19 protein-coding genes are annotated in these 23,555 nt (G+C 52.6%); 9 read left to right on the top strand and 10 right to left on the bottom strand.

The genetic code is table 11. The features are described 5' to 3' along the window. The first annotated feature begins 121 nt into the window (after positions 1-121). Both AC1DWB_RS13755 and AC1DWB_RS13750 read left to right on the top strand, forming a co-directional pair. The gene (locus AC1DWB_RS13755; protein WP_477541643.1) at positions 122-2,473 is read left to right on the top strand and encodes a helix-turn-helix domain-containing protein; all 2,352 of its coding nucleotides are present in this window, start codon (positions 122-124) and stop codon (positions 2,471-2,473) included. 190 nt (positions 2,474-2,663) lie between these two features. Then, complete coding sequence (locus AC1DWB_RS13750) at positions 2,664-4,295, top strand: type 2 periplasmic-binding domain-containing protein (RefSeq protein ID WP_477541642.1); 1,632 nt, start codon at positions 2,664-2,666, stop codon at positions 4,293-4,295. 431 nt (positions 4,296-4,726) lie between these two features. Here the strand turns inward: AC1DWB_RS13750 and AC1DWB_RS13745 are convergent, their stop codons facing one another. Next, positions 4,727-6,046: a class I SAM-dependent methyltransferase gene (locus AC1DWB_RS13745; RefSeq protein WP_477541641.1), complete on the bottom strand. Its 1,320-nt coding sequence runs from the start codon at positions 6,044-6,046 to the stop codon at positions 4,727-4,729. 85 nt (positions 6,047-6,131) lie between these two features. Continuing rightward, positions 6,132-6,455 (bottom strand): DUF4870 domain-containing protein, encoded by a 324-nt coding sequence (locus tag AC1DWB_RS13740; RefSeq protein WP_477541640.1) that lies wholly within the window; start codon positions 6,453-6,455, stop codon positions 6,132-6,134. Positions 6,456-6,650: 195 nt separating this feature from the next. On the opposite strand from AC1DWB_RS13740, the gene AC1DWB_RS13735 reads away from it, so the two are divergent. Genes AC1DWB_RS13735 through AC1DWB_RS13725 form a run of 3 tightly spaced genes read left to right on the top strand, consistent with a single transcriptional unit; the run spans position 6,651 to position 9,330 of the window. Continuing rightward, positions 6,651-7,745 carry an ABC transporter substrate-binding protein gene (locus AC1DWB_RS13735; protein WP_477541639.1) on the top strand — a complete coding sequence of 365 codons (1,095 nt, stop codon included), beginning with the start codon at positions 6,651-6,653 and terminating at the stop codon, positions 7,743-7,745. 17 nt (positions 7,746-7,762) lie between these two features. Next, a complete protein-coding gene (locus tag AC1DWB_RS13730; protein ID WP_477541638.1) occupies positions 7,763-8,584 on the top strand; it encodes an ABC transporter permease in 822 nt (273 codons plus the stop codon). Next, positions 8,485-9,330 (top strand): ABC transporter ATP-binding protein, encoded by an 846-nt coding sequence (locus AC1DWB_RS13725; protein ID WP_477541637.1) that lies wholly within the window; start codon positions 8,485-8,487, stop codon positions 9,328-9,330. The genes AC1DWB_RS13730 and AC1DWB_RS13725 overlap by 100 nt, the downstream gene beginning before the upstream one ends. An 82-nt stretch (positions 9,331-9,412) precedes the next feature. Here the strand turns inward: AC1DWB_RS13725 and AC1DWB_RS13720 are convergent, their stop codons facing one another. Further along, positions 9,413-9,859 carry a hypothetical protein gene (locus AC1DWB_RS13720; RefSeq protein ID WP_477541636.1) on the bottom strand — a complete coding sequence of 149 codons (447 nt, stop codon included), beginning with the start codon at positions 9,857-9,859 and terminating at the stop codon, positions 9,413-9,415. Between the two features lie 173 nt (positions 9,860-10,032). Between AC1DWB_RS13720 and AC1DWB_RS13715 the strand changes: the two genes are divergently transcribed. Both AC1DWB_RS13715 and AC1DWB_RS13710 read left to right on the top strand, forming a co-directional pair. Next, entirely contained in the window at positions 10,033-10,779 is a 747-nt protein-coding gene (locus tag AC1DWB_RS13715) for an EcsC family protein (RefSeq protein ID WP_477541635.1), read from the top strand. An 85-nt stretch (positions 10,780-10,864) separates the two neighbouring features. Further along, on the top strand, positions 10,865-11,440 hold the full coding sequence (locus tag AC1DWB_RS13710) for a thymidine kinase (RefSeq protein ID WP_477541634.1): 576 nt from the start codon (positions 10,865-10,867) through the stop codon (positions 11,438-11,440). Between the two features lie 71 nt (positions 11,441-11,511). Here the strand turns inward: AC1DWB_RS13710 and AC1DWB_RS13705 are convergent, their stop codons facing one another. From AC1DWB_RS13705 to tdh, 3 genes are all read right to left on the bottom strand, one after another. Next, positions 11,512-12,513: a beta-ketoacyl-ACP synthase 3 gene (locus AC1DWB_RS13705; protein WP_477541633.1), complete on the bottom strand. Its 1,002-nt coding sequence runs from the start codon at positions 12,511-12,513 to the stop codon at positions 11,512-11,514. A 215-nt stretch (positions 12,514-12,728) separates the two neighbouring features. Continuing rightward, entirely contained in the window at positions 12,729-13,904 is a 1,176-nt protein-coding gene (locus AC1DWB_RS13700) for a glycine C-acetyltransferase (protein WP_477541632.1), read from the bottom strand. Next, positions 13,882-14,979 carry an L-threonine 3-dehydrogenase gene (gene tdh / locus AC1DWB_RS13695; RefSeq protein WP_477541631.1) on the bottom strand — a complete coding sequence of 366 codons (1,098 nt, stop codon included), beginning with the start codon at positions 14,977-14,979 and terminating at the stop codon, positions 13,882-13,884. Before tdh ends, AC1DWB_RS13700 begins: the two co-directional genes overlap by 23 nt. A 567-nt stretch (positions 14,980-15,546) precedes the next feature. Here tdh and AC1DWB_RS13690 point away from each other — a divergent pair. Then, the gene (locus AC1DWB_RS13690) at positions 15,547-16,113 is read left to right on the top strand and encodes a helix-turn-helix domain-containing protein (protein WP_477541630.1); all 567 of its coding nucleotides are present in this window, start codon (positions 15,547-15,549) and stop codon (positions 16,111-16,113) included. Between the two features lie 230 nt (positions 16,114-16,343). Here the strand turns inward: AC1DWB_RS13690 and AC1DWB_RS13685 are convergent, their stop codons facing one another. Further along, positions 16,344-17,144, bottom strand: coding sequence for a sugar phosphate isomerase/epimerase family protein (locus AC1DWB_RS13685; protein WP_477541629.1), 801 nt, complete (start codon positions 17,142-17,144; stop codon positions 16,344-16,346). Between the two features lie 194 nt (positions 17,145-17,338). Between AC1DWB_RS13685 and AC1DWB_RS13680 the strand changes: the two genes are divergently transcribed. Next, positions 17,339-19,576 (top strand): helix-turn-helix domain-containing protein, encoded by a 2,238-nt coding sequence (locus tag AC1DWB_RS13680; RefSeq protein WP_477541628.1) that lies wholly within the window; start codon positions 17,339-17,341, stop codon positions 19,574-19,576. A 13-nt stretch (positions 19,577-19,589) separates the two neighbouring features. On the opposite strand, the gene AC1DWB_RS13675 is transcribed toward AC1DWB_RS13680, so the two are convergent. The 3 genes from AC1DWB_RS13675 to AC1DWB_RS13665 form a co-directional block, all read right to left on the bottom strand. Continuing rightward, positions 19,590-20,453: a carbohydrate ABC transporter permease gene (locus AC1DWB_RS13675; RefSeq protein ID WP_477541627.1), complete on the bottom strand. Its 864-nt coding sequence runs from the start codon at positions 20,451-20,453 to the stop codon at positions 19,590-19,592. An 11-nt stretch (positions 20,454-20,464) separates the two neighbouring features. Continuing rightward, on the bottom strand, positions 20,465-21,385 hold the full coding sequence (locus tag AC1DWB_RS13670; protein WP_477541626.1) for an ABC transporter permease: 921 nt from the start codon (positions 21,383-21,385) through the stop codon (positions 20,465-20,467). 116 nt (positions 21,386-21,501) lie between these two features. Continuing rightward, positions 21,502-23,031: an extracellular solute-binding protein gene (locus tag AC1DWB_RS13665; protein WP_477541625.1), complete on the bottom strand. Its 1,530-nt coding sequence runs from the start codon at positions 23,029-23,031 to the stop codon at positions 21,502-21,504. Positions 23,032-23,555 lie beyond the last annotated feature (524 nt).

The raw sequence follows: 23,555 nt of genomic DNA, 5'->3' as shown, positions 1-23,555 counted from the left end.
ATGGGGGAGTAAGAGAAAAAGATATAGCACCTTTCGTCGAGACTCGCGCCTGGACTCCAAGGCACATTCTAATCACGAAACCCCTCTAATGTGGTATTATGCTGGGGAGGGGGTTTTGTCGATGAATCTCACATTGCCTTATACATCCAGAAAGTATTTGATCCGGCTGCTGCTGTCCATGACGCTGCTGCTCCTCGTGCTGCTGTCCGCTTCTTCAGCCGCGCTTTATATTCATACCGAACGTACAGTCTTAGACATTCAACAGTCTGCCAGCGAGAAGATGCTCGCACAAACGATCTACAACCTGGATTCTGTGAATGAACTGGTGAAGACGACGGCTATATCTGCTTATTACGATTCTGATGTAAGCGATTTCATGTACGCCGATCTTCAGGATACTTATACGTTGTACCAACATCTCTCGACCTTGGAACGGCTGATGAAAGCAGCACCGTTCCTACATTCCATCGTCATCTATAACGAGCGCAACCAATGCTACTATTCCTACTCCCCCTCCGCTATTCTGGCTTGTCAGCCTGAAGGCGTGAACATGCTGACGGCTCGATATGTAGCCAACCAAACGAATATACCGAAGCTCAAGCTTCTTCCCGTGTCCGCTAGTACCCATTCGGTCGATCGCAGACCGATCGACTTCTTCTCTTACTTCATGTACAGCGACAAGCCGACAAGCTTGAATAAGAAAGGCATGCTCATTCTGAATGTGCAGCCCGAATGGGTATTCGCCCAGTTGTCTGGCATTAATCGGCTGAAGGATAACGGGAACAGCCGACTGCTGCTTATGAATGGTTCAGGTGAGCGTTACGATCCTGTGCAACAGAGCTGGTCGGACGGCGGAGAGCTATATCAATCCCTGCAGCAAGAGATGAACGGATCCGAGAATAGCGCAGACCTGTTCGTGCACGGCACCGGCAAGGAGAAGGAAATCGTCTCCTATATGAAGTCCTCCAAGTACGACTGGACCGTAGTTAGTGTGCAGCCTTATGAGCAAGTGTTCCATGAGATTTTACAAATGCGCGCGGTATCCTTCTACATCATTGCTGTGTTCTTACTGCTAGCGCTTGGCGCTTCCGCTGCTCTGGCGCTGCGTCTGTACCATCCTGTTGAGATCTTGCTGCGAAAAGTACGCTCCACCATGACGGCCGCCACAACTGATTCGAGTGTTGCTCGTAAGGATGAATGGGCGTATCTCTCGAACGCCTTCCAGCATACGATCGATCAAGTGCATCAGCTAGCCCAGCATCAAGACGACCAGAATCGGGTTCTGAGATCGTATGATTTGAAGAAAATCGTGCTGGAGAGCGCCTCAACACCATTGGAGGACATTCAGGAGATGATCCGCCAGCATCGGTTGGCGCTCCAGCTTGAACATCCTTTCCTTCTTGTTGGATTCCGGATCGATGACTTCAAGCCGCAGGCGAATTCCTCCGGGCGAAATCAGGATTCGGCTGCTTACCCAGCTGTTGTATGTACCCTCGCAAGCGAAATGCTGTCGGATCGGTATGTGCACGAATGTATGGATATGGGCAACGGCTGCGTCCTCGTTGTTCTTGCCTGGCCCGAAGAGACGAGAGACTCTGACGACTTGCTGCAGCGCATCCGCAGCATTCAAGGCAAAGCCGGGCACTTGTACTCGCTATCCTTAACGGCGGCGGTCAGTCCGATCGGAGAGCATATGCAGCAATTGAGCCGACTGTATGAACAAGTCCTCGACTATATCAACTATCGGATGCTGTTTGGCCGAATGGCGCTTATTACTCCAGAGCTGGTGGAGCCGAACATGCGCTCTGGACAGTTCTTGTCTTCTCCGGAGCTGGAGAAGCGGCTGTCCGAAGGGTTGAAGTCAGGGCGCATCGAGCTTGTGATCGGATGCCTCGAGGAATGGTTCTGCTCCCTGCGCTTGTTGAAGTACGAGCAAATGCTATACGGCATGTTCCACTTGCTCGCGACCATTCATAAGTACGTGGAAGAGATGAATGGGAATCGGCTGCAGCCGGTCGCTTTGGATACGCGGGAATTATATGGGCAGTTAGCTCACATCGATACGCTTCAAGAAGCCGAGCAGTTGTTTCACGATAAACTGGCTGAGATCATCGTCACTCTGAACGAGCCCACAGGCGATCATACGAATCAACTAGTTTCGCAAACGATTCACGAAATTATCCATACCCGCTACATGGACGCGAATTTGTGTCTGCCCGAAATTGCCTCGATGATCCGACTGTCCAGTGCGCATATCAGCAAGCTGTTCAAACAGAAGTATGGGGCGGGGATCCCAGAGTATCTGAACGAGGTACGGCTGCAGCAAGCGATCACCCTCCTGAGCCAGCACGAATATAGCGTAAATCAGATTATGGAGAGAGTCGGGTTTACGAACCAAAGCTATTTTTTCAGACTGTTCAAGAAGAGATACGGCACTACGCCGAAGGAATACCGGCTTAAGCAAGTCCTTTGATGCCGAAGAGCGCCTCCGGGGTGTGAAGTACAGTTCATTTCGCAAAGTACAGTTCGCCATGTACAGTCGATTCCCGATCGTACAGTTTCAGTAAGCGTTCTCCTGTGCCATGATGAATTCAGATTCCTGGAGGCCGGATGGCTAGCCAGCGGGTCGAGACGTTGGGCCTAAATAATAGGAGGTCATGCTTATGAAGAAAAGAGTTAATTGGAAGCCCTTTCAACTTGCGGGAGTCAGTGCGATAGTACTTTCGCTCGTGGTGACAGGGTGTTCCTCCAAGTCTGACGAAGGACAATCAGGGGCGAAGAAGAATGGTGCCGGGCAGACACAAGCACCTCAGGCCACGGACGCCAAGAAAGAAAAGTTGCAATTGAGATGGTTCGTCTCAGGAAAAGCGAGCAGCACGCTGCCCAAGGATGATTTCGTCAAGCAAGCGATTGAAGAGAAATTTAATGTAAGCCTGAATCTCGAATACATGGCGCCCGGCACCGACTATGACAACAAGATCAGTGTCATGCTTGCCGGAGGGGAAGCTCCCGACATGTTCATCGCATCGGGAACCGCATCGCAGAAGTATGCAACAGATGGTCTTCTGGCCGATTTGAAGCCTTACGTGAGTGCTAAGACGATGCCGAATTATTTTAAGACTTGGTTCAAGGAAGCGGACTTGCCGGGTTATGCGGTAGAAAAAGGGACTTTCTGGCGTGCTCCGCTGCCGTTCGCCTATAAAACATATCGCTCCTACTATGTCCGTAAGGATTGGTTGGATAAGCTAGGCTTGAGTGTCCCGAATACGTACGACGAGATGCTGGAGGTCATGCGGAAATTCACGTTTAACGACCCGGACGGCAACGGCAAGAAGGACACTTACGGCCTGAGCGCGGCCGGCAATGGCAATTCGCTTTCCTATGACTTTCCGGATTGGCTGAAAAACGGCTTGATGGGAGCCAGCATGCTGGTCGGCGATCAATTCATCGACACGCAGACCGACCCGAAAATACAGAACGTGATTGACGGAGTTGTCAAAGAAATTGCCGAAGGCATCGTCGACCCCGACTGGTTCCTGAATAAGGGAACCCAGCACTTGGACAAAGCGGCGCAAGGCAAAGTCGGCATCGTACTGTCGGATGAGCAATTCGGGCTCGACAGCATCCCGTCCAGTTACCAGAACAAGACGAAGGCCGTTACGCCTCAAGCGAATTGGGTTCCGTTCCAGCCTTATAAGGACACTGGCGTCTGGACGGAGAACATTCCCGGCTTTCCGTTCCTGTTCGCCAAGACTACGGCTGACAAACAGCCTGCGAAGATCGTCCGCACGGTGGAGATACTCGATTGGCTAGCCAGTGCAGATGGCTACTTGCTTACCCACTATGGCAAAGAAGGCGTCCACTATACGAAGAGCGGCAGCACTTATACCCTTAACAATGCCGCCATCAAGAAAGACATTGTCGACCAGGGCGATTTCCTGAACATTTGGAACTTCTTCACGCGCTTGGACGAGCCGGAACGACTGGGGCTGACGATTATCGATCCGTCCATGTCCGATCGCGATCGTGACATCCTCAAGACGATTAAATCTTACAAGTACCTCCCATCGATCGGCATAAGTACTGCGCCGCCGGCCGGAATCAACATCGGCGATTTCCGCACCAAGATGCGGGAATATCATGTGAAGCTGCTGTTCGAGGAGAAATCCGGGGCGAACTGGCCGAAGTATCGCGCCGAGCTCATGTCGAAGTACCAGGGCAAGGCGATCTTCGACGAATACGCGGTACAAGTGAACGCAGCTCAGGGCAAAACGTACAAATTCGTGGCGAACTGATGGAATGGGGCTGTCCCAAGCTGAGATGTAGCGGCTTGGGACAGCCTCTTTGTTGTTTGTGGTGAGCGAGGCCAGGTGCGCAGGCGGGATGTCGAGGGCGAGCGCGGTTAAGCGGTCGGCGGGCGGGGCGTGCTGGAAGCAAAGTGGTGGTTGGGAAAAGAATAGCCCGACTTGGCGAATAAGAGAACTGAGTTCTTTTATCCACCAAGTCGGGCCGTACAAAGTCGAAATAGAGTAACTCAGTTCTCCTATTCAAGCTAGGATGGCCGTTTGGTTGGATGTTACAGCGATATAGGAGAACTGAGTTCTCTTATATTCGCTCTCGTTCGTTGTGATCATAAAATAGGAGAACTGAGTTCTCCTATTCCCACTACGTAGCCGATAGACTCGGCAAAAGCTAACCGGCGCACTCCATCGCATCGCGTTGCTGACTACGCCCGGGTAGCTCCAGCAGCGGCGAAGATCGGCGCGAGCTTGTCCCGCAGCGCGCGCTCCAGATACGGGTCGGCGCCCAGCTCCGACACGAAGCGACGGTACGCCGCCGCCTTGGCCGCGATCACTGGACCGGTCACGGCCAGCGCGCCTCCCTCGCTCGCAGCGCCGACTACTGCCTGCGTGCCTCCCTCGCTCGCCGTGTCGTCTGCCCGTGCCTCCCTCTTACCCACCACTCGCTCGGAAGAGAGCGATGTCTGCTTCACCGCGCGGATCAGCAAGTTCTTCGGCGTGTGCTCCATGTCGATGAACTCCATGATCTGCGTCTTATACCCGAGTAGTTCGAGCAGCGAGGCCCGGATCGAATCCGTGGCCAGCGCCGCGAACCGCTCGCGGATGATGCCGTGCGTCAGCATCGGCGACAGCGTCGCGTTCGCAAGCTGCCCGAACAGCTCGTGCTGGCAGCACGGCACGGACAAGATGACGTCCGCGTCCCAGCGGACGGCCTTCTCCAACGCCGCGTCCGTCGCGGTGTCGCAAGCATGCAGCGTCACGACCATGTCGACGCGCTCCAAGCCCTTATACTCGGCGATGTCGCCGACAAGAAACTGCAGGCGGTCGAGCCCCAGCTTGTCCGCCAACGCGCTGCAATCTGCGATGACATCTTCTTTCAGATCCAAGCCAACAACTTGAATATCCAGCCCCCGAACTACCTGCAAGTAGTGATATAACGCGAACGTCAAATAAGACTTCCCGCAGCCGAAGTCGACGATGTTCAACGTTCGTCCAGTCGGAAGCGAACCCACGACATCGTCAACCATTTCCAGATATCGATTGATTTGACGGAACTTATCGTACTTCGCCGCCAGCACTTTCCCCTGCGCATTCATCACACCCAGCTCAACAAGGAAAGCAACCGGAGTTCCTTCCTCAAGCAAATACTGTTTTTTGCGGTTATGCCCTGCATCACTTTGCACCGAACGAGTAGGCGATTTCTTGAGAATCGAAGCCTCACCCTTTTTATTCATGAGAATGTGATAGTCCGCTTCAGCCGTCTGTACGAGCCCCTGCTTGAATCCGTCTTTTTGCAACAAATCCGACATCTTAACAACAGCCTGTTCGGGACTCACATTCTCATGGGTCACTTTCCGCGCATAATGATATTCGAACTGTACTTGCAGGCCCGACTTCAATTGAACCGGCTTGATTCTCACTTTGCTGATCGAGTCCGGCAACTTCTTTCTAGGTGCTGAGATGATAGCTTGCCCTAGCTTCTGTGAATGAATAATATCCGTCAATAAAGCAATTAATGTGCTCATCGTACTGTCCTGCTCCGTTCCTCATGCGAGTTGTGCCGAGTGTTCGTGGCCATGGCTCCCATTATACCCGAAACGAAGCGCCTTATCACTTCAGGAAGCGGATCGTTAGTGGGTAGCGGTACAGATCGCCCTTAGCCGCCTTCAACGTAGCAATCAGAATGACCACGAATGCAAAGATCCCAAGCACGAACAACAGCACAATCCCGATCAGCACAATGATCAGAATGCTCGACACGAGGCCATAAATATAGATGGAGATTTGAAAATTTAACGCCTCCTTGGCATGTTGTTCTACATAACTGGACTGATCTTTCTTCATGAGCCAAATGATTAATGGTGCTATGAAGCCGGTCACAAGCGACAGCAAATGGGCGATCAGTGCGATGTTCTTCTCATCCTGTGTCACCATGAAACATCCCTCCTTCTAAAAGATTCTGCGTAACAAATTCATCCTTCTCCATCCTATTCGGACGTCGGGGTGTATATGCGATTGAAACATTTTTGACAGTAACTAGAATAAATACTTGACGGTTCTTTATAGGGATTTTATAATCCTATTAAAACAGTAGGAATTATGGTTTTAATAAGTTTAGGGGGAAATACAATGAATACTCGCATCAATCGCAAAAAAACGGCAAACGTACTGCTCGGATTAACATTGGCTGCATCTATGCTGGCACTCAGTGCTTGCGGGGAGAAGGAGTCGGGTTCCAAAACACAAGGCTCAGCAGCAACACCAGCACCATCGGGAGCGGCTACAGCAACAACACCGCCTAAGAAAGAAGTCAAGGACCTTAAGGTGGGCTACCTAAACGTAATGGACGATGCACAAGCTATGGTTGCTTTCGATGCCAAATTATATGAGAAAAATGGTTTGAATGTGAAGATGCAAGCCTTCGAGAGCGGAACCGACCTGATCAAAGCGATGGTAGGCGGTGATGTTGATGCAGGCGTACTCGGCTTCACGAATGCTGTAACATGGGCGTCCAAGGGCGCAGGTCTGAAGGTCGTGGGCGGCGCGCAAATGGGCTTCCACAGCATCCTGGTACGCAATGACAGCGGAATCAGTAAGGTGGAAGATTTGAAGGGCAAACGTCTTGGCTCGCAAAAAGCCGGCAGCACCGCGGATACCGTCTTGACTGGAGTTACGCTGAAAAATGCCAAGCTGACCAAAGACGATCTGAAGATGGTGTACGTAGAACCTGCGCAAGCGATTCAATCGTTGGCAGGCGGAGCGATCGATGCGGCATTCGTGTTCGAGCCTTACGATAAGATCGCTACGAAGACGATGCCAGTGAAGCAAATCTATGAAGTCGGTAAAGAATGGCCGTTCCCTTGCATGGTCGTTATTACGACGGACGATGTGCTGAAGAAGAATCGCGAAGGCGTGAATCGGATGCTGGACGCTCAGAAGGAAGCGATCGACATGCTGCAGAAGGATTCCCAGAAGGCAGCAGACTTGATTACAAGCCGCTTCATCCAGGGCGATACAGTCAAGACCGACAAAGGTGACATCAAAGCGACTACCGTCATCAAGGAATCAATTGATTCTCAGAAGTTCAACTGGGAAATCAACGCCGATCATGTGAAGAGAATGCAAGAAATTGCCGATCTGCTGCTGGAGCAAAAAGCATTGGATAAGTCGGTTAAAGTAGATGACATTCTTGATCTGACTTGGCAAAATACGCAGAAAAAATAGTAAGGAGACTACATTCGGTGAACTCTACATCCACACCAGCCACCACGAAAACGAACAAATCGAAAGTCGGCTCCTTCATACGCAAGTTGCTGCCGTTCCTCGCTGCCATTGGCAGCCTTCTTGCTATATGGCAGATTGTCGCCTTTACGCTACCGGTTTACTTGCTGCCTGACGTTCCCTTTGTGTTCAAACGGTTATTCCGCAGCTTCACGAATCCTGATTTCATGAACGGAATTAAGAGTAGTATGATTCGCTTAGCTGTTGGCTATCCGGTCGCCTGCTTGCTGGGCGCCATTCTGGGCCTGCTAGCCGGTGTCTCGAAAGCATTTGCCTTGTACCTGCGCAGCTTAATCTCAATCTTGCAATCCATTCCACCTATTACATGGGTGCCATTCTTCGTGATCCTGCTCGGCTACGGCAATGCTACGATTATTACGGTTATTACGATTGCGAGCTTCTTCCCGATGGCGCTGTCCGTGTTGAACGCAACTGAAGGTGTGAATCGGACGCATCTCGAGCTTGCTCGTGTATTGGGTGCCACGAAGGGACAACAGCTTACCAAGGTATTCGCACCCGAATCTCTTCCTGCATTCATGACTGGTGCACAAGTGGCATTCGGCAACGCCTGGCGCTCGCTGATTGCTGCCGAGATGGTCGGAGGAGCAACCTCGGGACTCGGCTACTACTCCAACTGGCGGGGTGAGATCGCCGATATGGAAGGCGTACTGATGAGCATCATGTGCATCGGCCTCATCGCCGCTTTCCTCGACTATATGGTGCTGGAGCGTCTGAAGCGCAAGTTGCTTCACTGGCGCTATGTATCGGGAGGGGACCAATAATGCAGACGATTCGCATTGATAACATCACGAAACAGTTCGGTCAGCTCGATGTGTTATCGAATATCAACCTGACCATTGAGAAAGGCGAATTTGCAGCAATTGTAGGTCCGTCTGGCTGCGGCAAAAGTACCGTGTTGCGTATGATTGCAGGGCTGGAGAAACCAAGCACCGGCCAGGTGCTCGCGAATGATCGCATCATCGGGCAACCCGACCCGCAGCGCGTCCTGATTTTCCAGGAGCACGCGCTATATCCATGGCGCACCGTGGAAGACAATGTCGGCTTCGGCATGGAGCTGGCTAAGGTTCCCGCTGCCGAACGCCGCACCCGCGTCGATGCAATTCTGGAGAAGGTCGGCTTGACCGGCTTCCAGAAGTATTACCCGCACCAGCTATCCGGCGGAATGAAGCAGCGTGCCTCGATCGCCCGTGCACTCGTGCTGAATCCTGAAGTGCTGCTGCTGGACGAGCCATACGGCGCGCTCGATGCCATCACCCGGCTGACGATGCAGAACGAGCTGATCAAGCTATGGCGTGGCACAGGTAAGACCGTGCTGCTCATCACCCATGACATCGACGAGGCCGTCTACTTGGCCGATACGATCTATGTCATGAGTCCGCGCCCAGGACGCATCGTACGTACCGTGAAGGCCGACATGGAGCGGCCGCGCAATCGCAACAGCGCCGAGTTCGTGGCGCTGCGATCGCAAGTGATGGAGAGCCTCGACATCGGCACTTATACGATCTGAACATTTACAATAAAAATGGAGTGGAGTGCAAACTGCCAACAGTTTGGGAACCCCACTCCATTTGTTTTTTTAACATCAAGCTCTAGCGAAATAGCGATCGCTTGGGCTTCTGCCGATACGTCTCAACACGAGACAAGAGAATAGGCGCTGCTTCGGGAGTCACTGCTGTCACTGCGGTCATAGCAGTTGCTTGCGAGTCGGGCGTCGAGTGCGTGTAGATGACAGCCTCGCTGTCCTGCTCGGGCCGCACCTGGCCCTCACCAGCGCGTACAGCCGCCGCAGCGACCTCACTTCTAGATGTTATCGGCTGCATGTCAACCCAAGAGCTTTGCAGCTGTGATTCCAGTAGCTCTACCCGTCTCACAAGTTGACTAATGTCATGCTCCAATTGCTGAATGCGCTGCAAGTACGCCTCCGAAGAATGTGAATGTGGCTCCCCTGACTGATGATCGACGGCGGTTAACTCGGAGACTTGCTCCGCGGACAGCAGTGCATTCAATTCTTCCGACGATAATAATGATTTATACAATCCCGCCGCCCCTTTCCTTCTCCTAATTATTCCTATAATTTCAGTTTTAGCGGAATGAGCTGAAATGTCAACGGATATTTTTTAAGATTAATCTCTTTTGCGGTTATGCTACTAAGACGAGTATACTTCCGTATGAGTTATAAATAACCCTCAACATGAAAGGAGACTCCTCCATGTCCACATACGAACAACAATGCCGAATCCGACTAGCCACTTGGGAGCGCACATTATTGCAGCCTCCTGGTCTTCTGAAACGCACATCCAAGCGACTCCAGACTCGAATCAACCAAGTCATCCCTGCCAAGGTTCACAATGCCTTGACCATTGCCGTGAAAGGGATTGTGAAGTCGGTGCAGACCGGCATCGAATTCACGCCTAAGACACCTCCGCAACTTGGCCTGACCCTGCAGGAGCGAGACGAACTGGCTGCAGAGCGTCTATCCATGTACAAGAAGCTGGCCGCTGCTGAAGGAGCTGGTACAGGAGCTGGCGGCTTCGTGCTGAGCCTTGTCGATTTTCCCGCGCTCATCGCCATTAAGCTGAAATTCTTGTTCGAGCTAGCCCACGTATACGGATTCTCCACCAAAGACGAGAGCGAACGGTTGTTCATTCTGTACATTTTCCAACTTGCTTATTCCAGCGGTGAGGTGCGTACGCGAACATATCGGACAGTACACAATTGGAATCAAGTGTCATTGCAGGGGGGCACGGGCCAGGCAGGCCAACTCTCGATGAGGACGTTCGATTGGGAGAAATTCCAGACGGAGTACCGGGATACGATCGATTTTCGCAAAATGCTGCAGCTCGTTCCTGGCATCGGTGCCGTTGTAGGAGCCTGGGCCAATTACGGTCTGTTGGAAGAGCTTGGCGAAACGGCCCTGAACAGCTATCGGTTAAGGTGGTTAACGTTGCCAGAATAGTCTGCACATTTGCCTCTTTGCGACCCACATATTTTCCGGTATGCTAGGAGAAACGAATTCATGGACAGAGAGGAATGCGGGCAACTTGGCAAAATTATATTATCGATACGGGGCTATGAATAGCGGGAAATCCATCGAGGTGCTGCGCACGGCTCACAATTATGAAGAGCAGGGCAAGCGCGTGATGCTGTTCACGCCAGCTGTCGACAATCGCTTCGGGGAAGGACTGATTACGTCCAGAATCGGAATTCAGAAATCCGCCTATATATTATCAGAACAAACCGACCTATACGCCCTCGCAAGGAAAGAGAAGCCAGACTGCATCCTGGTGGACGAAGCGCAGTTTCTGAAGAAGGAGCAAGTGCTCGCCTTGTGCGGAATCGTGGATGAGCTGAACATTCCAGTCATTGCCTATGGGCTTCGTGCTGATTTCCTCGGCCAATTGTTCGAAGGCAGTTACCATATGCTGGCCTTGGCGGACAAAATAGAAGAAGTGAAAACGGTGTGCTGGTATTGCCAGCGTAAAGCGACGATGAACATGCGGCTGAACAACGGAGTTCCTGTGTTCGAAGGCGCACAAATTATGATTGGCGGTAACGAAAGCTACCTCCCCGTGTGTCGCAAATGTTATGGCAACGCGCGCAAGCAAATACAAGATTGACCGAAAAGAACACCACTCCAGACGCGGATTAAGCGTGGAGTGGTGTTCTCTGTTTTGTTGCTTGAGCAGGCTCAGTCCAATGTCCATTCCAACAGTTGTCCAGCTTGAACCAGTCCCGCCCCGAAGCCGTACATCAATACCCGGTCACCATGTTTAACTCGTCCATCCTTCACCCCGATATCTAGAGCAAGCGGGATCGAAGCAGCCGAAGTATTTCCGTAATACTCCAGGCTATACAACGCTCGGTCCATAGGTAACCCTAGCTTCTCACAGACCGGCTCTATAATCCTAAGGTTGGCACTATGAGGGACGAACCAATCCACTCGCGACTTAGCAAGCCCCTCGCTTTCGTCGTCCAGCATAGCCCGAATTTCCTCCGGCAAGCTTCGGACCGCCCAACGGAACACTTCCTTGCCATTCTGGACGAGACAGCGGGAATCCGAGAGCTCCACGCCGTTCAACTGACGGGTCATCCCGGAAGTACGGTACACATGCTGACCCTTGCCCCCATCGCTTGCGAGCCGGTAGGCTAAGAATCGGTCATGCTCGTCATCCGCTTCCACTAATGCCGCCCCAGCTCCATCTCCGAACAAGATACATGTCGAACGATCCGTATAATCCGTTATCTTCGATAGCGCGTCAGCGCCGAATACTAGCACCTTCCGGTGCAGCCCGGAGGCAATGAAGCTATGAGCCATGTGTAGTGCATATACGAAACCCGCACACGCTGCGCTCAAGTCCAGAGCTCCAGCAGTACCGGGAATATTCAGACGGTTCTGCAGAATGGCAGCTGTGCTGGGAAATGGGAAATCCGGCGTGCTCGTTGCTACCAGGATCATATCTACGTCATCCAACGACTTGTTATAACGCTCCATCATATCCTGGGCAGCCGCCACGCATAAGTCGCTGGTGAATTGGTCAGGTGCACAGATTCGCCGCTCCCGGATACCCGTTCTCTGGACGATCCATTCGTCGTTCGTATCCACCAATTGCTCCAAGTCCGCATTCGTAAGCACTTTCTCAGGGACATACGTGCCAATGGCCGTAATTCGGGCGCCTGTCAAAGCGGTCATAATCGACACCTCCAACTTTATTGGTACTTGATATTAGTACCAGGTACTAATAATAGTCTACACCGACTCGCTTCCATTCGTCAATCCTCCATTTGCCTCAACTGCTCCAGTACGAATAAGCGAAGCTATCATCACTTGGGTTAAGGACATGCTTGCCCTTACCTATTGTGACGATGCTTCGCTTCTAGTATAAACGCTTGGCTAACTTAGAATACCTAACTTAGAATACCTAATTGCTTGCCTGCTTGCTGTAGCGCGCCGAGTGCATAGTCCAAGTCTTCCTGTGTGTGCTTAGCCGTTACGATGAACCGTACTCGGCCTTTGTCGAGGGCAACCGTCGGGTAGACGATCCCTTGCGCAAACACGCCTTGCTGGAGCAGCAGATCGGAGAACTGCATCGTCTTCGCCGGGGTTCCGACGATGACCGGAACGATCGGCGTCTCGCTTGCGCCCGTATCGAAGCCCAACGCCTGCACCTTCGAGCGGAAGTAAGACGCATTCGACCATAGCCGCGCGATCAGGTCCTCACTCTGCTTCAATACACGAATGGCGGCCAGACATGTTGCGGCAACAGCCGGCGGCTGTGAAGTGCTGAAGAGGAACGGACGAGCTTTCTGTATCAGGAAGTCCTTCAGTATTTGGTCCCCAGCGACATAGCCGCCAACAGCTCCAACCGCCTTGGACAACGTGCCGACCTGAATGTGCACCCTTCCCTGAAGGCCGAAGTGATCGGTCGAGCCTTTGCCGTTCTTGCCCAATACGCCGCTCGCATGAGCGTCGTCCACGTAGACGATGGCGTCGTATTTCTCCGCCAACTCCACGATCGCTGGCAGCGGCGCAATATCGCCGTCCATGCTGAATACGCCGTCTGTGACGACCAGACGTTTATCGAAACTGCTGCTCTCGCGCAGCACCGCCTCGAGCTGGTCCATATCCTTGTGCGCATAGATTCGGCGCTGCGCCTTGGTCAGGCGGATGCCATCGATAATGCTGGCATGATTCAGCTCATCGCTGATCACGACATCGTTAGAACCCAGTATCGTCATCACTCCCTGGTTGGTCGTGAAGCCCGATTGGAATACGAGCGCTGCCTCGGTTCCCTTGAACGCGGCCAACTCCAGCTCCAACCGATCATGGATGTCAAGTGTCCCGGTAATCGTACGGACCGAACCGCTGCCTACTCCATATTGTTCAATGGCTTGAATCGCAGCCGCTTGTAAGTCCGGATGATTCGTTAACCCGAGATAGTTGTTCGATGACATCTGCAGCACGCTGCGGCCGTTAATCGTCATCCATGTATTCGAGCCGCTCTCCCAGACGGAGATCGGCCGGTAGCGTCCCTCCTGCTTCAGTTGATCCAGCTCTTGCTTAAGTGAGTTCCAGTTGGCCATAGTCGATTGCCTCCTTCTGATGTAACGGTAGTGTGTCGTGGGTGAAGATGATTTTGCCGCATTGCCCGGAGGCCATCAGCTCGAATGCTTCCTCATAACGATCCAGCGTGAACGTATGTGTGATGAGCGGTCGAAGGTCGATCCGCTTCTGATCGAGCAACCCCTTCAACTGGTACCACGTCTCGTACATACGCCGTCCTGTAATGCCCTCAATGCGCAGTCCTTTGAATATAATATGCCGGGACAAATCCAGCGAAACCTCGCGAGTTGGAATTCCGAGCAGGGATACACGTGCGGCAGGCGCTGCTGCTTCGAAGCCGCCGCGGATCGCGTCCGGGTGACCGGACATCTCCAGCACGACCTCGGCCCCTTCACCGTTGGTGGCCGCCATAAGTGCATCGGCGAGCGGAGTCTCGGCGCTGTTGATCGTGTGATCGGCGCCCATTTGCGTAGCCAGCTTCAGCCGATATGGATTCACATCAGCGGCGATCACGAGGCCGGCGCCGCATGCTTTCGCTACGGCGACAGCCATCAGTCCGATCGGCCCGACGCCGATGACGGCGACTGACTTGCCGACGATGTCGCCAGCGAGCACCGTCTGCACCGCGTTGCCGAGCGGGTCTTGCAAGCAGCCCAGCTCGAACGGCATATCAGCGCGATTGTGAATGACGTTCGAAGCTTTCACGACTGCATACTCGGCGAAGCAGCCGGGTGCCGTAATGCCGAAGCTACGCGTATTCGGACATACATGTGCGTTGCCGGTCCGGCAAGCTTTGCACACGCCGCAGACCATGTGCCCTTCACCAGATACATGCTCACCTAGCTTCACATTCGTCACATCGCGGCCTACTTCCTCCACAATTCCCGCAAACTCATGGCCGAACACATTCGGTGTAACGACTGTGCTCTCTGCCCAAGCATCCCATTTGTAGATGTGCACGTCCGTTCCACATATTGAAGTCGCTTTCACCCGCACAAGCACTTCATCCGGCCCGCAGCGTGGAATGGGCACTTCCTTGAGTACCGCCTTCGGCGCTCGTTGCTCCTTCACCAACCCCATCATCGTCGTTCGCATGTCATATCCCTCCTGCTATTGCCCAAACAATATATACGATCACATATTTTTGTGCGTTATATCATCCTATATTTCATATTATACACATGTGCGTTATATTGTACATAGTTAATTGCCTACGATGTGGGTGATTCGCCTTGCGTGTATATTCAACCTGCGGTATCATAAGAATAGAAACAGGACGGCCTGCCAGCCGTCCCTGCACAACACTTAGGCGGTTATCCTCCTGAGTAGCAATCTGCATGGAGGAAATAACCCGCGCTTACGGTGCCTAACCTAGGCGGGTTATTTCCGTTTTAGATACGTTAAAAGTGCGAGAAGAAACATCCCGAACACTAACACATCGTTGAACGAAAAGTTGTTCATAGGCGCCCTCCTTTCCGGAGGAAGCCTACCGCCCAAGTTCAGTTGTACAAGTTATATTTTACCATAAGACAGTCCGTAAGGGCTGTTTTTTGTTGAATACAAATAACATTCCCCTTTACTTCACTACTATCCGATTGCGTATAGGCGCAGTTGGTTTATAATGGGGAATAGTTGCAAATGGTTCAGGAGGAACGCGAATACATGGAGCAAGAACACGAGCAAATACATAAGAAGATTGGCAAAAGCCTGCAAGCGATACGCAAAGCACGGTCACTCAGCCTTGACCAGGTCGCGGAATTAACGGGTGTCAGCAAGGCGATGCTGGGGCAGATCGAGCGCGGCGATTCCAATCCGACGATCTCGATTCTATGGAAGATCGTCAACGGCCTTCATATTTCCTTTACATCATTAATTGAAGAGGATGCACCAAAGGTAACCCATTTCCGCTTCGCGGAAGTCGAGCCGTTCCTCGAAGAAGATGGGCAATATCGGGCGTTCCCCCTCATTCCATTCGATCAGAAGAAACAGTTCGAAATCTATACTGTCGAGATGGAACCCGGCTGCAGCCATGCATCCGAGCCTCACAATGAAGGTGTAGAGGAATATATTCTGATGATGCAAGGCGAGCTGGAGGTTACGTTTCATCAGGAAACGTATGCGCTGACGGTCGGCGACGCCATCCATTTCTCAGCCGATCAGCCGCACACCTACAAGAATACGGCGAACATGAAGACGATGTATCACACCATTATCGTGTATCCCACCTAACGATTAAACCCTGTCACAAGGATAAACGCCTTACGGTGTCCTTTGACGCCGTGCGTTTACCGAGACGATGAACAATCAGCGAAGTTATACTTTCTGAATCGTTAACAAAGAGGAAGGAACCTTGCCCTGACGGGCGGGTTCCTTCCTCTTGTTCATGCAGCTGCCACTGGCCTAGAGCGTAGAGTAGCACCAATAGCGCAGCGTAACGGGAGGCAATCGGTCGATTTACATTACTTCGACGAAACCGCAGGATTGCTCAGCTTACTCTTCACCAACCCAGCATGGTCGAGCAAGATTTGCAGCGGCGTGTCGAATTGGTATTCCAGAATCGACCGGAAGGGATGCGACAAGCTCCTTAAGGCGTCAAACAAGGGGTCCCAGGCAATGGTACCCTCTCCGATCGGCTGATGCAGGTCATCGATTCCGTCGTTGTCATGCAGATGCACCGCGCTGAGACGCGTGCCTAGACGCCGGATCAATTCTGGCGTATCCCAGCCGTTGATATGGGCGTGGCCAACGTCCACCAGCGCAGAGATCGTCGGGATATCTTCGAAAAGTCGCACGAATTCCTCCTCGTCGAACAAGGCGAATTCATGGAAGCCCACATTTTCCACGGCCAGATCAATCCCCAGCTTCCCGGCTACCTCCCCCAATCGCTTCAGATTGTCAATTGATCTCGCCTGCGACTGTTTGCGGTTAAAGATCATCGTAGAGTATAGGCTCGGATGCAGGACCATCTGTTCCGCGCCGATGCGGGCTGACCATTCTAGACACCCTTTGTACACCTCGTACGAGTATTGGCTGATGACCTCGAAGCGGGAGGAGGCCAGGTTCAGCTCCCAGATCGGCGAATGAACGCTGATGGGACCCGTGTAATCCTTGAAGCGCAGGAACTCCTCGTTCCAGTTGGCGGGCTCTTCCCAGTTGGGGCCGTCCATCGGAATCTCCAGTCCACCGGACCATCGCTCCAACAATTCCTTGGCGTCCTCGATACGCTTCATATAAGGCAGTAGGTTGATTAAGACGGTCATAGGATCCCTGCTTTCCAGTAGTGGATTGTGGTTCATCATGCTACAGCTTGGATAACGATCTGAAAAATTGACTGAGTTCGGTAGAATCGTGATCGGGAATAAAAATGGTCAGCTTTCCGAAAGAATGTAACTTCTCACCACCTCCCCCATCGGATAAAATTGAGGTACTCTTCCAAACAAAGGAGCTCCAGGATATGAACCTGATCGTGCACAAACTACGGATGAATTCTTTGTTTATGAGGATGCTGGTCTACTTCCTGATCGTCATGGTCCTACTAACCTCATTCAACCTGTGGTCGTTCACCTACTTCAGCAAGAACGTGGACAAGGAAATCGTCGCCTACAACCGCGCCCTGATTCGGAATTCGGTCGACGGCCTGGAGAATCAGTTTAAGATCTGGCGCGGGCTGCTGCTGGGCCTGCAGTTCGATGAGCGCGTGCAGGCGATCCAACGTCAGAGCCTGTCAGCCGGCAAAGCTTCTCTTGATTACACGATGGTTGCGAATGTCATCCAAAATCTCCAGACGATAGCCGAGCAGCCCACGTATTGGTTTGAAGACGTCATGATCCTGTACAAGCAACAGGCCTTTCTGCTGGAGAAGGGAGCGTTGATCGATGCCGACCGCATGTTCTCCCAATATTACGTGAGCGATATGTATCCCATCTCCTACTGGATGCGCAAGGACAGCCTTACGTCCGATTTGACCCCCTCTCCCAGCCGTCCGTTCCGGATTGGCAGGAGCCAGACGCTCAAGACCTTGATGCCGGTGGAGATGAATCTGCCGAACAGCACCTATAGCATCCTGGCTTTGATCGATATAGGAAAATGGTACAAGTCCAATGCCCAAATCCAAGGTTCCATGCAATACATTCTCCAAGCTAATGGACAAGTGATGTTCCAATCCGCCCCCGACTCGGAAGCGCCACCTGCTTGGAACGGCCATGCTGAGTGGATCAAGGAGCAGGGAAAATACTATTTCTACGAGAAGGGCGCAGCTACCGGCTTTACATACGTGACGGTCATTCCGACTTCCCAATTGAACGCCAAGCTCATACAGCTGAACGGACTGGCAACGCTCCTGTTTATCGTTACAGTAACCCTAGGTCTGTCCGCCTCCCTGCTGTTTAGCCGCAACATCCATCGCCCGATCAAACAGCTCGTACGGGGGATGCAGCAGTCGGAGTCCGAATCCTTGCGCAGTCCGATTCAGGAGTTCAGCGCCATTCAGGAGCATTTGCTCGACCTGCAGCAGGAGAAGAAAAGGATAAGCCGCAAGCTGATGGACAGCCGCGCCATGCTGACCCAATACGGCTATATCGTTCGGCTGAAGAACCTCTCGCTGGACTCGCACGAAGTGAACGAATTGCCCTTGAAGGAAGGCAGCTTCCAGATCGTGGTCTATCAGCTGCGATTCCGGCAAGCGATTAATGCTACCACTGTATCTGGCAAGGCGGCCAAAGGCATTCGCGAGATCATCGAGCAGGTCATACTGGCGCAATTCCCCCACTCCACAACGTTCCAAATGGAGCACGATCAGCTGCTCTCCGTGATTCAGCGCACAGGCGAGCGGCCGGACGCACTATTGGACGGTCTCCGGGAGCTAAAGCTGATCTTCGATCATGACACGCCCTATTACTTGGTGACGATGGCGGTAAGCCCGATCATAACGGGTTCGGAGCAATTCGACCAGGCCTATGCGGCGGCGCTTCGTCTGGTGGTTCAATCGAGGCCGGTCGAGGAGACGCAGATTCTGTTCGACGATTCGGACGCCGACGATTTCATCGGTTTCGCCATGGATCAGGATCAAGAGTTCTACGTGTATCTGCAGGCGGGAAACGAAGCGGCGTGCCATCACCTGATCGATCGCGCGCTGGACGAGAAGCTGATGCTTTCGGCTTCCGCCCATCAAATCTCCGCTTTTGCCGAGAACGTGCTCATGCGTACCCAAAAAACGATGGAGCTCCTTAAACTCGCCCTGCCGCCGGCCTTGGAAACTGGCGCGCGCCAGCTTCGGGAATGCGTTACTTTGGAGCATTACAAGCAGTTGCTGAAAACCGCTTTGAGTGAGGCTACGCGGGCAGTCGTGCTGAAACGGGAGGAGAGCTACGATCTGATCCGTTCCGTCATGGTTTTTCTCGAGCAGCATTACCGGGAAGATATCTCTCTCGATCTGCTCGCCTCTAAAATCGGCATGTCGCCCGGTTACCTGTCCGTCTATATCAAGGAAAACACCGGCAAAAACTTCATCGACCACTTGAACGGCATACGGCTGAGCAAGGCCAAACAGCTGCTGTCGGAAACCTCGCTCACCATCCAGGAGATCGGAGAAGCCATCGGGTACCGCAACGGTACCTCGTTCATTCGAATGTTCAAGAAGGAGACGGGGATGCCGCCGGGCGATTACCGGAAGACGACGCTCCGCAAGCTGTAAGCCCGAAGCGGCCTCAGCCTTTGACCGAGCCGATCAGCGCTCCCTTGGCGAAATACTTCTGAATGAACGGGTAGATAAGCAGAACCGGGAGGGTAGAGACCATGATGGCCGCATATTTCAACGCGTTCTCATTGATGGTGTACTCGCCCCCGATCGGCCCCTGGGCGCTCGTCAACTCGCCGCCTATGACGATGTTGCGCAGAATCAGCTGCAGTGGGTACAGGTCATGATCGCGCAAGTACATCAGCGCCCCCATGAACCCGTTCCAGATCCCGACCGCATAGAACAGCCCGATTGTGGCCAGCACCGGCTTGGACAGCGGCAGCACGATACGGAACAGGATGCCGATCTCGGAGAGTCCGTCGATCTTCCCGGATTCCTCCAGCTCATTCGGTAGCCCCATGAAGAAGGTGCGCATGATGATCAGGTTCCACGTCGCCACCGCCCCCGGCAGCACCATCCCCCATATGCTATCTAACAAGCCCAATGATTTCACGACGAGGAAGGTTGGGATCATGCCCCCGCTGAAGAACATCGTGATGACGATCAATATCATGAACGTTTTATGCAGTACCATCGTCTTCTTGGACAGGGCGTAAGCCCCGAACGTGGTCACGATCATGGCCACCGTCGTGCCGAGAGTAACGTAGATGAGCGTATTCTTGTACCCGGTCATGATTCGGCCGTCCCGGAACACGTACCGGTACATGTCTGTATTGAATTCCTTCGGCAACAACCAGACTTCCCCTTGGGCGATCGGTCCGCTGCCGCTGAAGGAGACGCCCAACATATAGAGGAACGGATACAGACAGGCGACGACAACGCCTAGCAGAATTGCCCCGTTCACGTAATCGAACCAATTACTTCGTTGACGCATTAGCTTACCTCCTACCAAAGACTGTTGCCGCTGACTCTCCTGCTGATCCAATTCGCACTCAGGATGAAGATAAAGCTGATGATGCCCATGAATAGATCGATGGCCGTGGCGTAGCTGAATCTTCCTTCTGACAATCCCACCCGATAGACATATGTGCTGATGATATCCGCCTTGCTGTATGTGACTGGAGTAGCCAGCAAAAAGACTTTCTCAAATCCGATCTCTAGGACCTTGCCAATATCCAGAATCAGAATCACCATGATCGCAGGAGCAATCCCGGGAAGTGTAATGTGAAGCGTCTGCTTCCAGCGATTCGCACCATCGATGCGAGCCGCCTCATACTGCTGGGGATCAACTGCACTCAGCGCAGCCAGATAGATGATCGTCCCCCAGCCGAGATGCTGCCAGATTTCGCTCGACACATAGATCGTCCGGAACCAGGAAGATTCCACCATGAAATTGATACGCTCCAGGCCGATGAGGTCCAACAGATTATTGACCAATCCGATGCGGGGCGACAGGAACATCGTGATGATGCCCGCTACGATCACGTTGGATATAAAATGCGGCAAATAGCTCGCCGTCTGGACGAACCGCTTGAAGAAAGAATTCCGTACCTCATTGAGGAGCAAGGCCAGGATGATCGGCGCCGGAAAACCGAAAATGAGCTTATAGAACCCCAGCAGGAACGTGTTTTTCAGAATCGAGAAGAAGTCCGGGCTCTGGAAGAAGAGCTCAAACCATTTGAACCCCACCCACTTGCTCTCCAGAATGCCCCTGTACAAGTTGTAGTCCTTGAACGCGATGACAATGCCGAAGATCGGAGCGTATTTGAAAACCAGATAGTAGAGCAGGCACGGCAGAAACAACAGCAATAAATATTTGTCGCGTTTCAGGTTTCGAACCCACGAAGTTGACCTAGGTGACGACATCTCAAACCCCCCGGTTGGCGGAACCTGTCATTCCGATTGATCGAGGACTCCTTCGAGCCAGGGCAGACTTATCCACGGCTCGAAGGCAGCTCCTCCTATTGCTTAATTGGTTCGACTTACTTAGCGTTCATGGCCTTCTGGTTCCGCTCATATGCGGCTTTTTGCACGTCCATCACCTTGTCGACGCCCAGACGCTTCAACTCCGCCACGTAGGCCGGCCATTCATCGAAGCTCTTTTGCCCGACGATAAACTTGGCGATTTGCTCATCCCGGTACTTGACAACCGCCGCGTTGGTCGTATTCATGATCTCATTCTCCGGATCGGTGTAAGCGAGGCGAGGCTGCACCTTCGCTTCGTTCCCTGATTGGATCTGCTTCAGCGCTTTGTTCATTTTATCGGAATTCATGTAGGAGTAGGCGTTCATATCCACGACGAGATGGGCCCCATACGTGGCGATTCCCGTCTTGGTGCGAAGATCGCCCAGAATGGCGAAATCCGACTTGAACTTCCGCTTCCCGTTCTCGACCGTATACGTTTCGCCTTCTTTACCCCAAGTAGCCATATCGATGCCTTCCGGCGAGTACAGGAAATCGAGGTAACGGAGCGCCGCGTCCTTGTTCTTGGAACTCGCCGCTACCGCGAAGCCATTCGACAGCAGGCCGCCATAGGCGTTATACGGCTTGCCGTTCGCCCCGCCTTTAGGCGGCACCATGTAATCGAGACTGAATTCGGCCGGGGATTTCTTGATGATGACCGGAATCTCATCCATCGCCCCGATATAATCGCTTGCCATAAACCCTTTATTCTGCGCCAGAAGGTCGTTGAACTGATCGCGCTTCATCGCCATGAAGTCTGGAGGAATCAACCCTTCCTTATAGAACTTGTTCAGGGTCATGAGCATTTGCTTATACGAATCTTCAATAGGTCCGTACCGCCACTCATTCTTCTCGTAATCCACATACGAGCCCTGCCAAGTGTTGAAAGCAGGCGCAATGTTAGTCAGCGAGGTGAGGTTGTCATAGATGACGACCGGGTAGCTCGAAGGGTAGAGCTCCTTCAGCTTCTTGGCCACCGTATACATCTCGTCCCAATCCTTCGGAGGGGTTAAATTGTTCTTCTTGAAGATGTCGTCCCGGTACAGCCAAGACCGTCGAGACCATTGCTCCAGGCCGTAGTGTGGAAGGTAGTAGCTCTTGCCGTCCGGGGACAGGGTAGCCGCCTTCACATCGGGATGCTGCTCCAGGAATTTTTTGTAGTTCGGCATTTTGTCCATATTATCGAAGAAATTGAGCAACGCACCACTGGCTCCATTTTGGTTGGCCGCGTTCAAGCTGGGAACGATCAGCAGATCCGGCATGTCTCCGGAGGAGATGGCCAGATTCATCGCGGTCGTGTAGTCGCCCGCAGGTACCGTCACTTTGAAGTCGATGTTCGTCTTTTCCTTAATGAACTTGTAGATCGGCCAATCTTCCTTGTACGGCCAGGAAGGATGCTGCGCGGTCATCATTTTCAATGTAACAGGTGCGTTCTTGGACGAGTCCGACGCCTTGTCCGGCGCTTTGGCCTCCTCCTTCCCGCAGGCGGCGACCGTGCCCGCCAGCGCTGCCACTAGACCGAGTTTTGCAAGTGTTGAACCTTTCCCCATGGAATAACCCTCTCCTTAATTTAGCTGTATTCGCTTACAACTCGATCTTATCCGCTACCCTCCCTTGGTCTCCAGTTACATGTTCTCCTTTAACTTACCGAATCTCGGAATATGAAAAATGGGTAATAATCGCGTTCATGGTCATCCTTGAGGGCTAGAAGGGGAAAAGGCAAAAAAAAGGCCTAACCCCGCAGGTTAAGCAGCTACAAAAATGGTTCTATTCTTGTTATTTTCGGGGTAAACGGTCAAATTCCTCTTTTTCGGTTCCGGTTTGGAGTGCCTTCCGCTGCTTATTCGCCTTATTCGAAGCACACCAGACGGTCCTTGGTGGTTGTGTTCAGTTTGGCGTGTGGGGAGGGAGTGAACAGGAGGTTCCACCCGCTGTTGAAATCGATTCCTTTGATTGAAATGTTGTCGTGGTTAGGAATCGGTTTCAAAGGCGGACGCTTCGCTTCTCCACTCTCCTGCTCACTCCCTTTTTGTTCTGCTTTCCTTCAAGGAGTTTCCTTTGTCCGTACGCTCCG

The sequence above is a fragment of the Paenibacillus sp. P4_E11 genome (genome assembly GCF_056401635.1).
Note: the sequence above shows the minus strand (reverse complement) of the source record. Positions and strands in the feature narration are given on the sequence as shown.

Coding starts and splice junctions, on each gene's coding strand:
- AC1DWB_RS13715 (WP_477541635.1), top strand. CDS start 10,033: ATGTCCACATACGAACAACAATGCCGAATCCGACTAGCCACTTGGGAG.
- AC1DWB_RS13665 (WP_477541625.1), bottom strand. CDS start 23,031: ATGGGGAAAGGTTCAACACTTGCAAAACTCGGTCTAGTGGCAGCGCTG.
- AC1DWB_RS13755 (WP_477541643.1), top strand. CDS start 122: ATGAATCTCACATTGCCTTATACATCCAGAAAGTATTTGATCCGGCTG.
- AC1DWB_RS13680 (WP_477541628.1), top strand. CDS start 17,339: ATGAACCTGATCGTGCACAAACTACGGATGAATTCTTTGTTTATGAGG.
- AC1DWB_RS13745 (WP_477541641.1), bottom strand. CDS start 6,046: ATGAGCACATTAATTGCTTTATTGACGGATATTATTCATTCACAGAAG.
- AC1DWB_RS13690 (WP_477541630.1), top strand. CDS start 15,547: ATGGAGCAAGAACACGAGCAAATACATAAGAAGATTGGCAAAAGCCTG.
- AC1DWB_RS13750 (WP_477541642.1), top strand. CDS start 2,664: ATGAAGAAAAGAGTTAATTGGAAGCCCTTTCAACTTGCGGGAGTCAGT.
- AC1DWB_RS13740 (WP_477541640.1), bottom strand. CDS start 6,455: ATGGTGACACAGGATGAGAAGAACATCGCACTGATCGCCCATTTGCTG.
- AC1DWB_RS13675 (WP_477541627.1), bottom strand. CDS start 20,453: ATGCGTCAACGAAGTAATTGGTTCGATTACGTGAACGGGGCAATTCTG.
- AC1DWB_RS13735 (WP_477541639.1), top strand. CDS start 6,651: ATGAATACTCGCATCAATCGCAAAAAAACGGCAAACGTACTGCTCGGA.
- AC1DWB_RS13705 (WP_477541633.1), bottom strand. CDS start 12,513: ATGACCGCTTTGACAGGCGCCCGAATTACGGCCATTGGCACGTATGTC.
- AC1DWB_RS13670 (WP_477541626.1), bottom strand. CDS start 21,385: ATGTCGTCACCTAGGTCAACTTCGTGGGTTCGAAACCTGAAACGCGAC.
- AC1DWB_RS13685 (WP_477541629.1), bottom strand. CDS start 17,144: ATGACCGTCTTAATCAACCTACTGCCTTATATGAAGCGTATCGAGGAC.
- AC1DWB_RS13700 (WP_477541632.1), bottom strand. CDS start 13,904: ATGGCCAACTGGAACTCACTTAAGCAAGAGCTGGATCAACTGAAGCAG.
- tdh (WP_477541631.1), bottom strand. CDS start 14,979: ATGCGAACGACGATGATGGGGTTGGTGAAGGAGCAACGAGCGCCGAAG.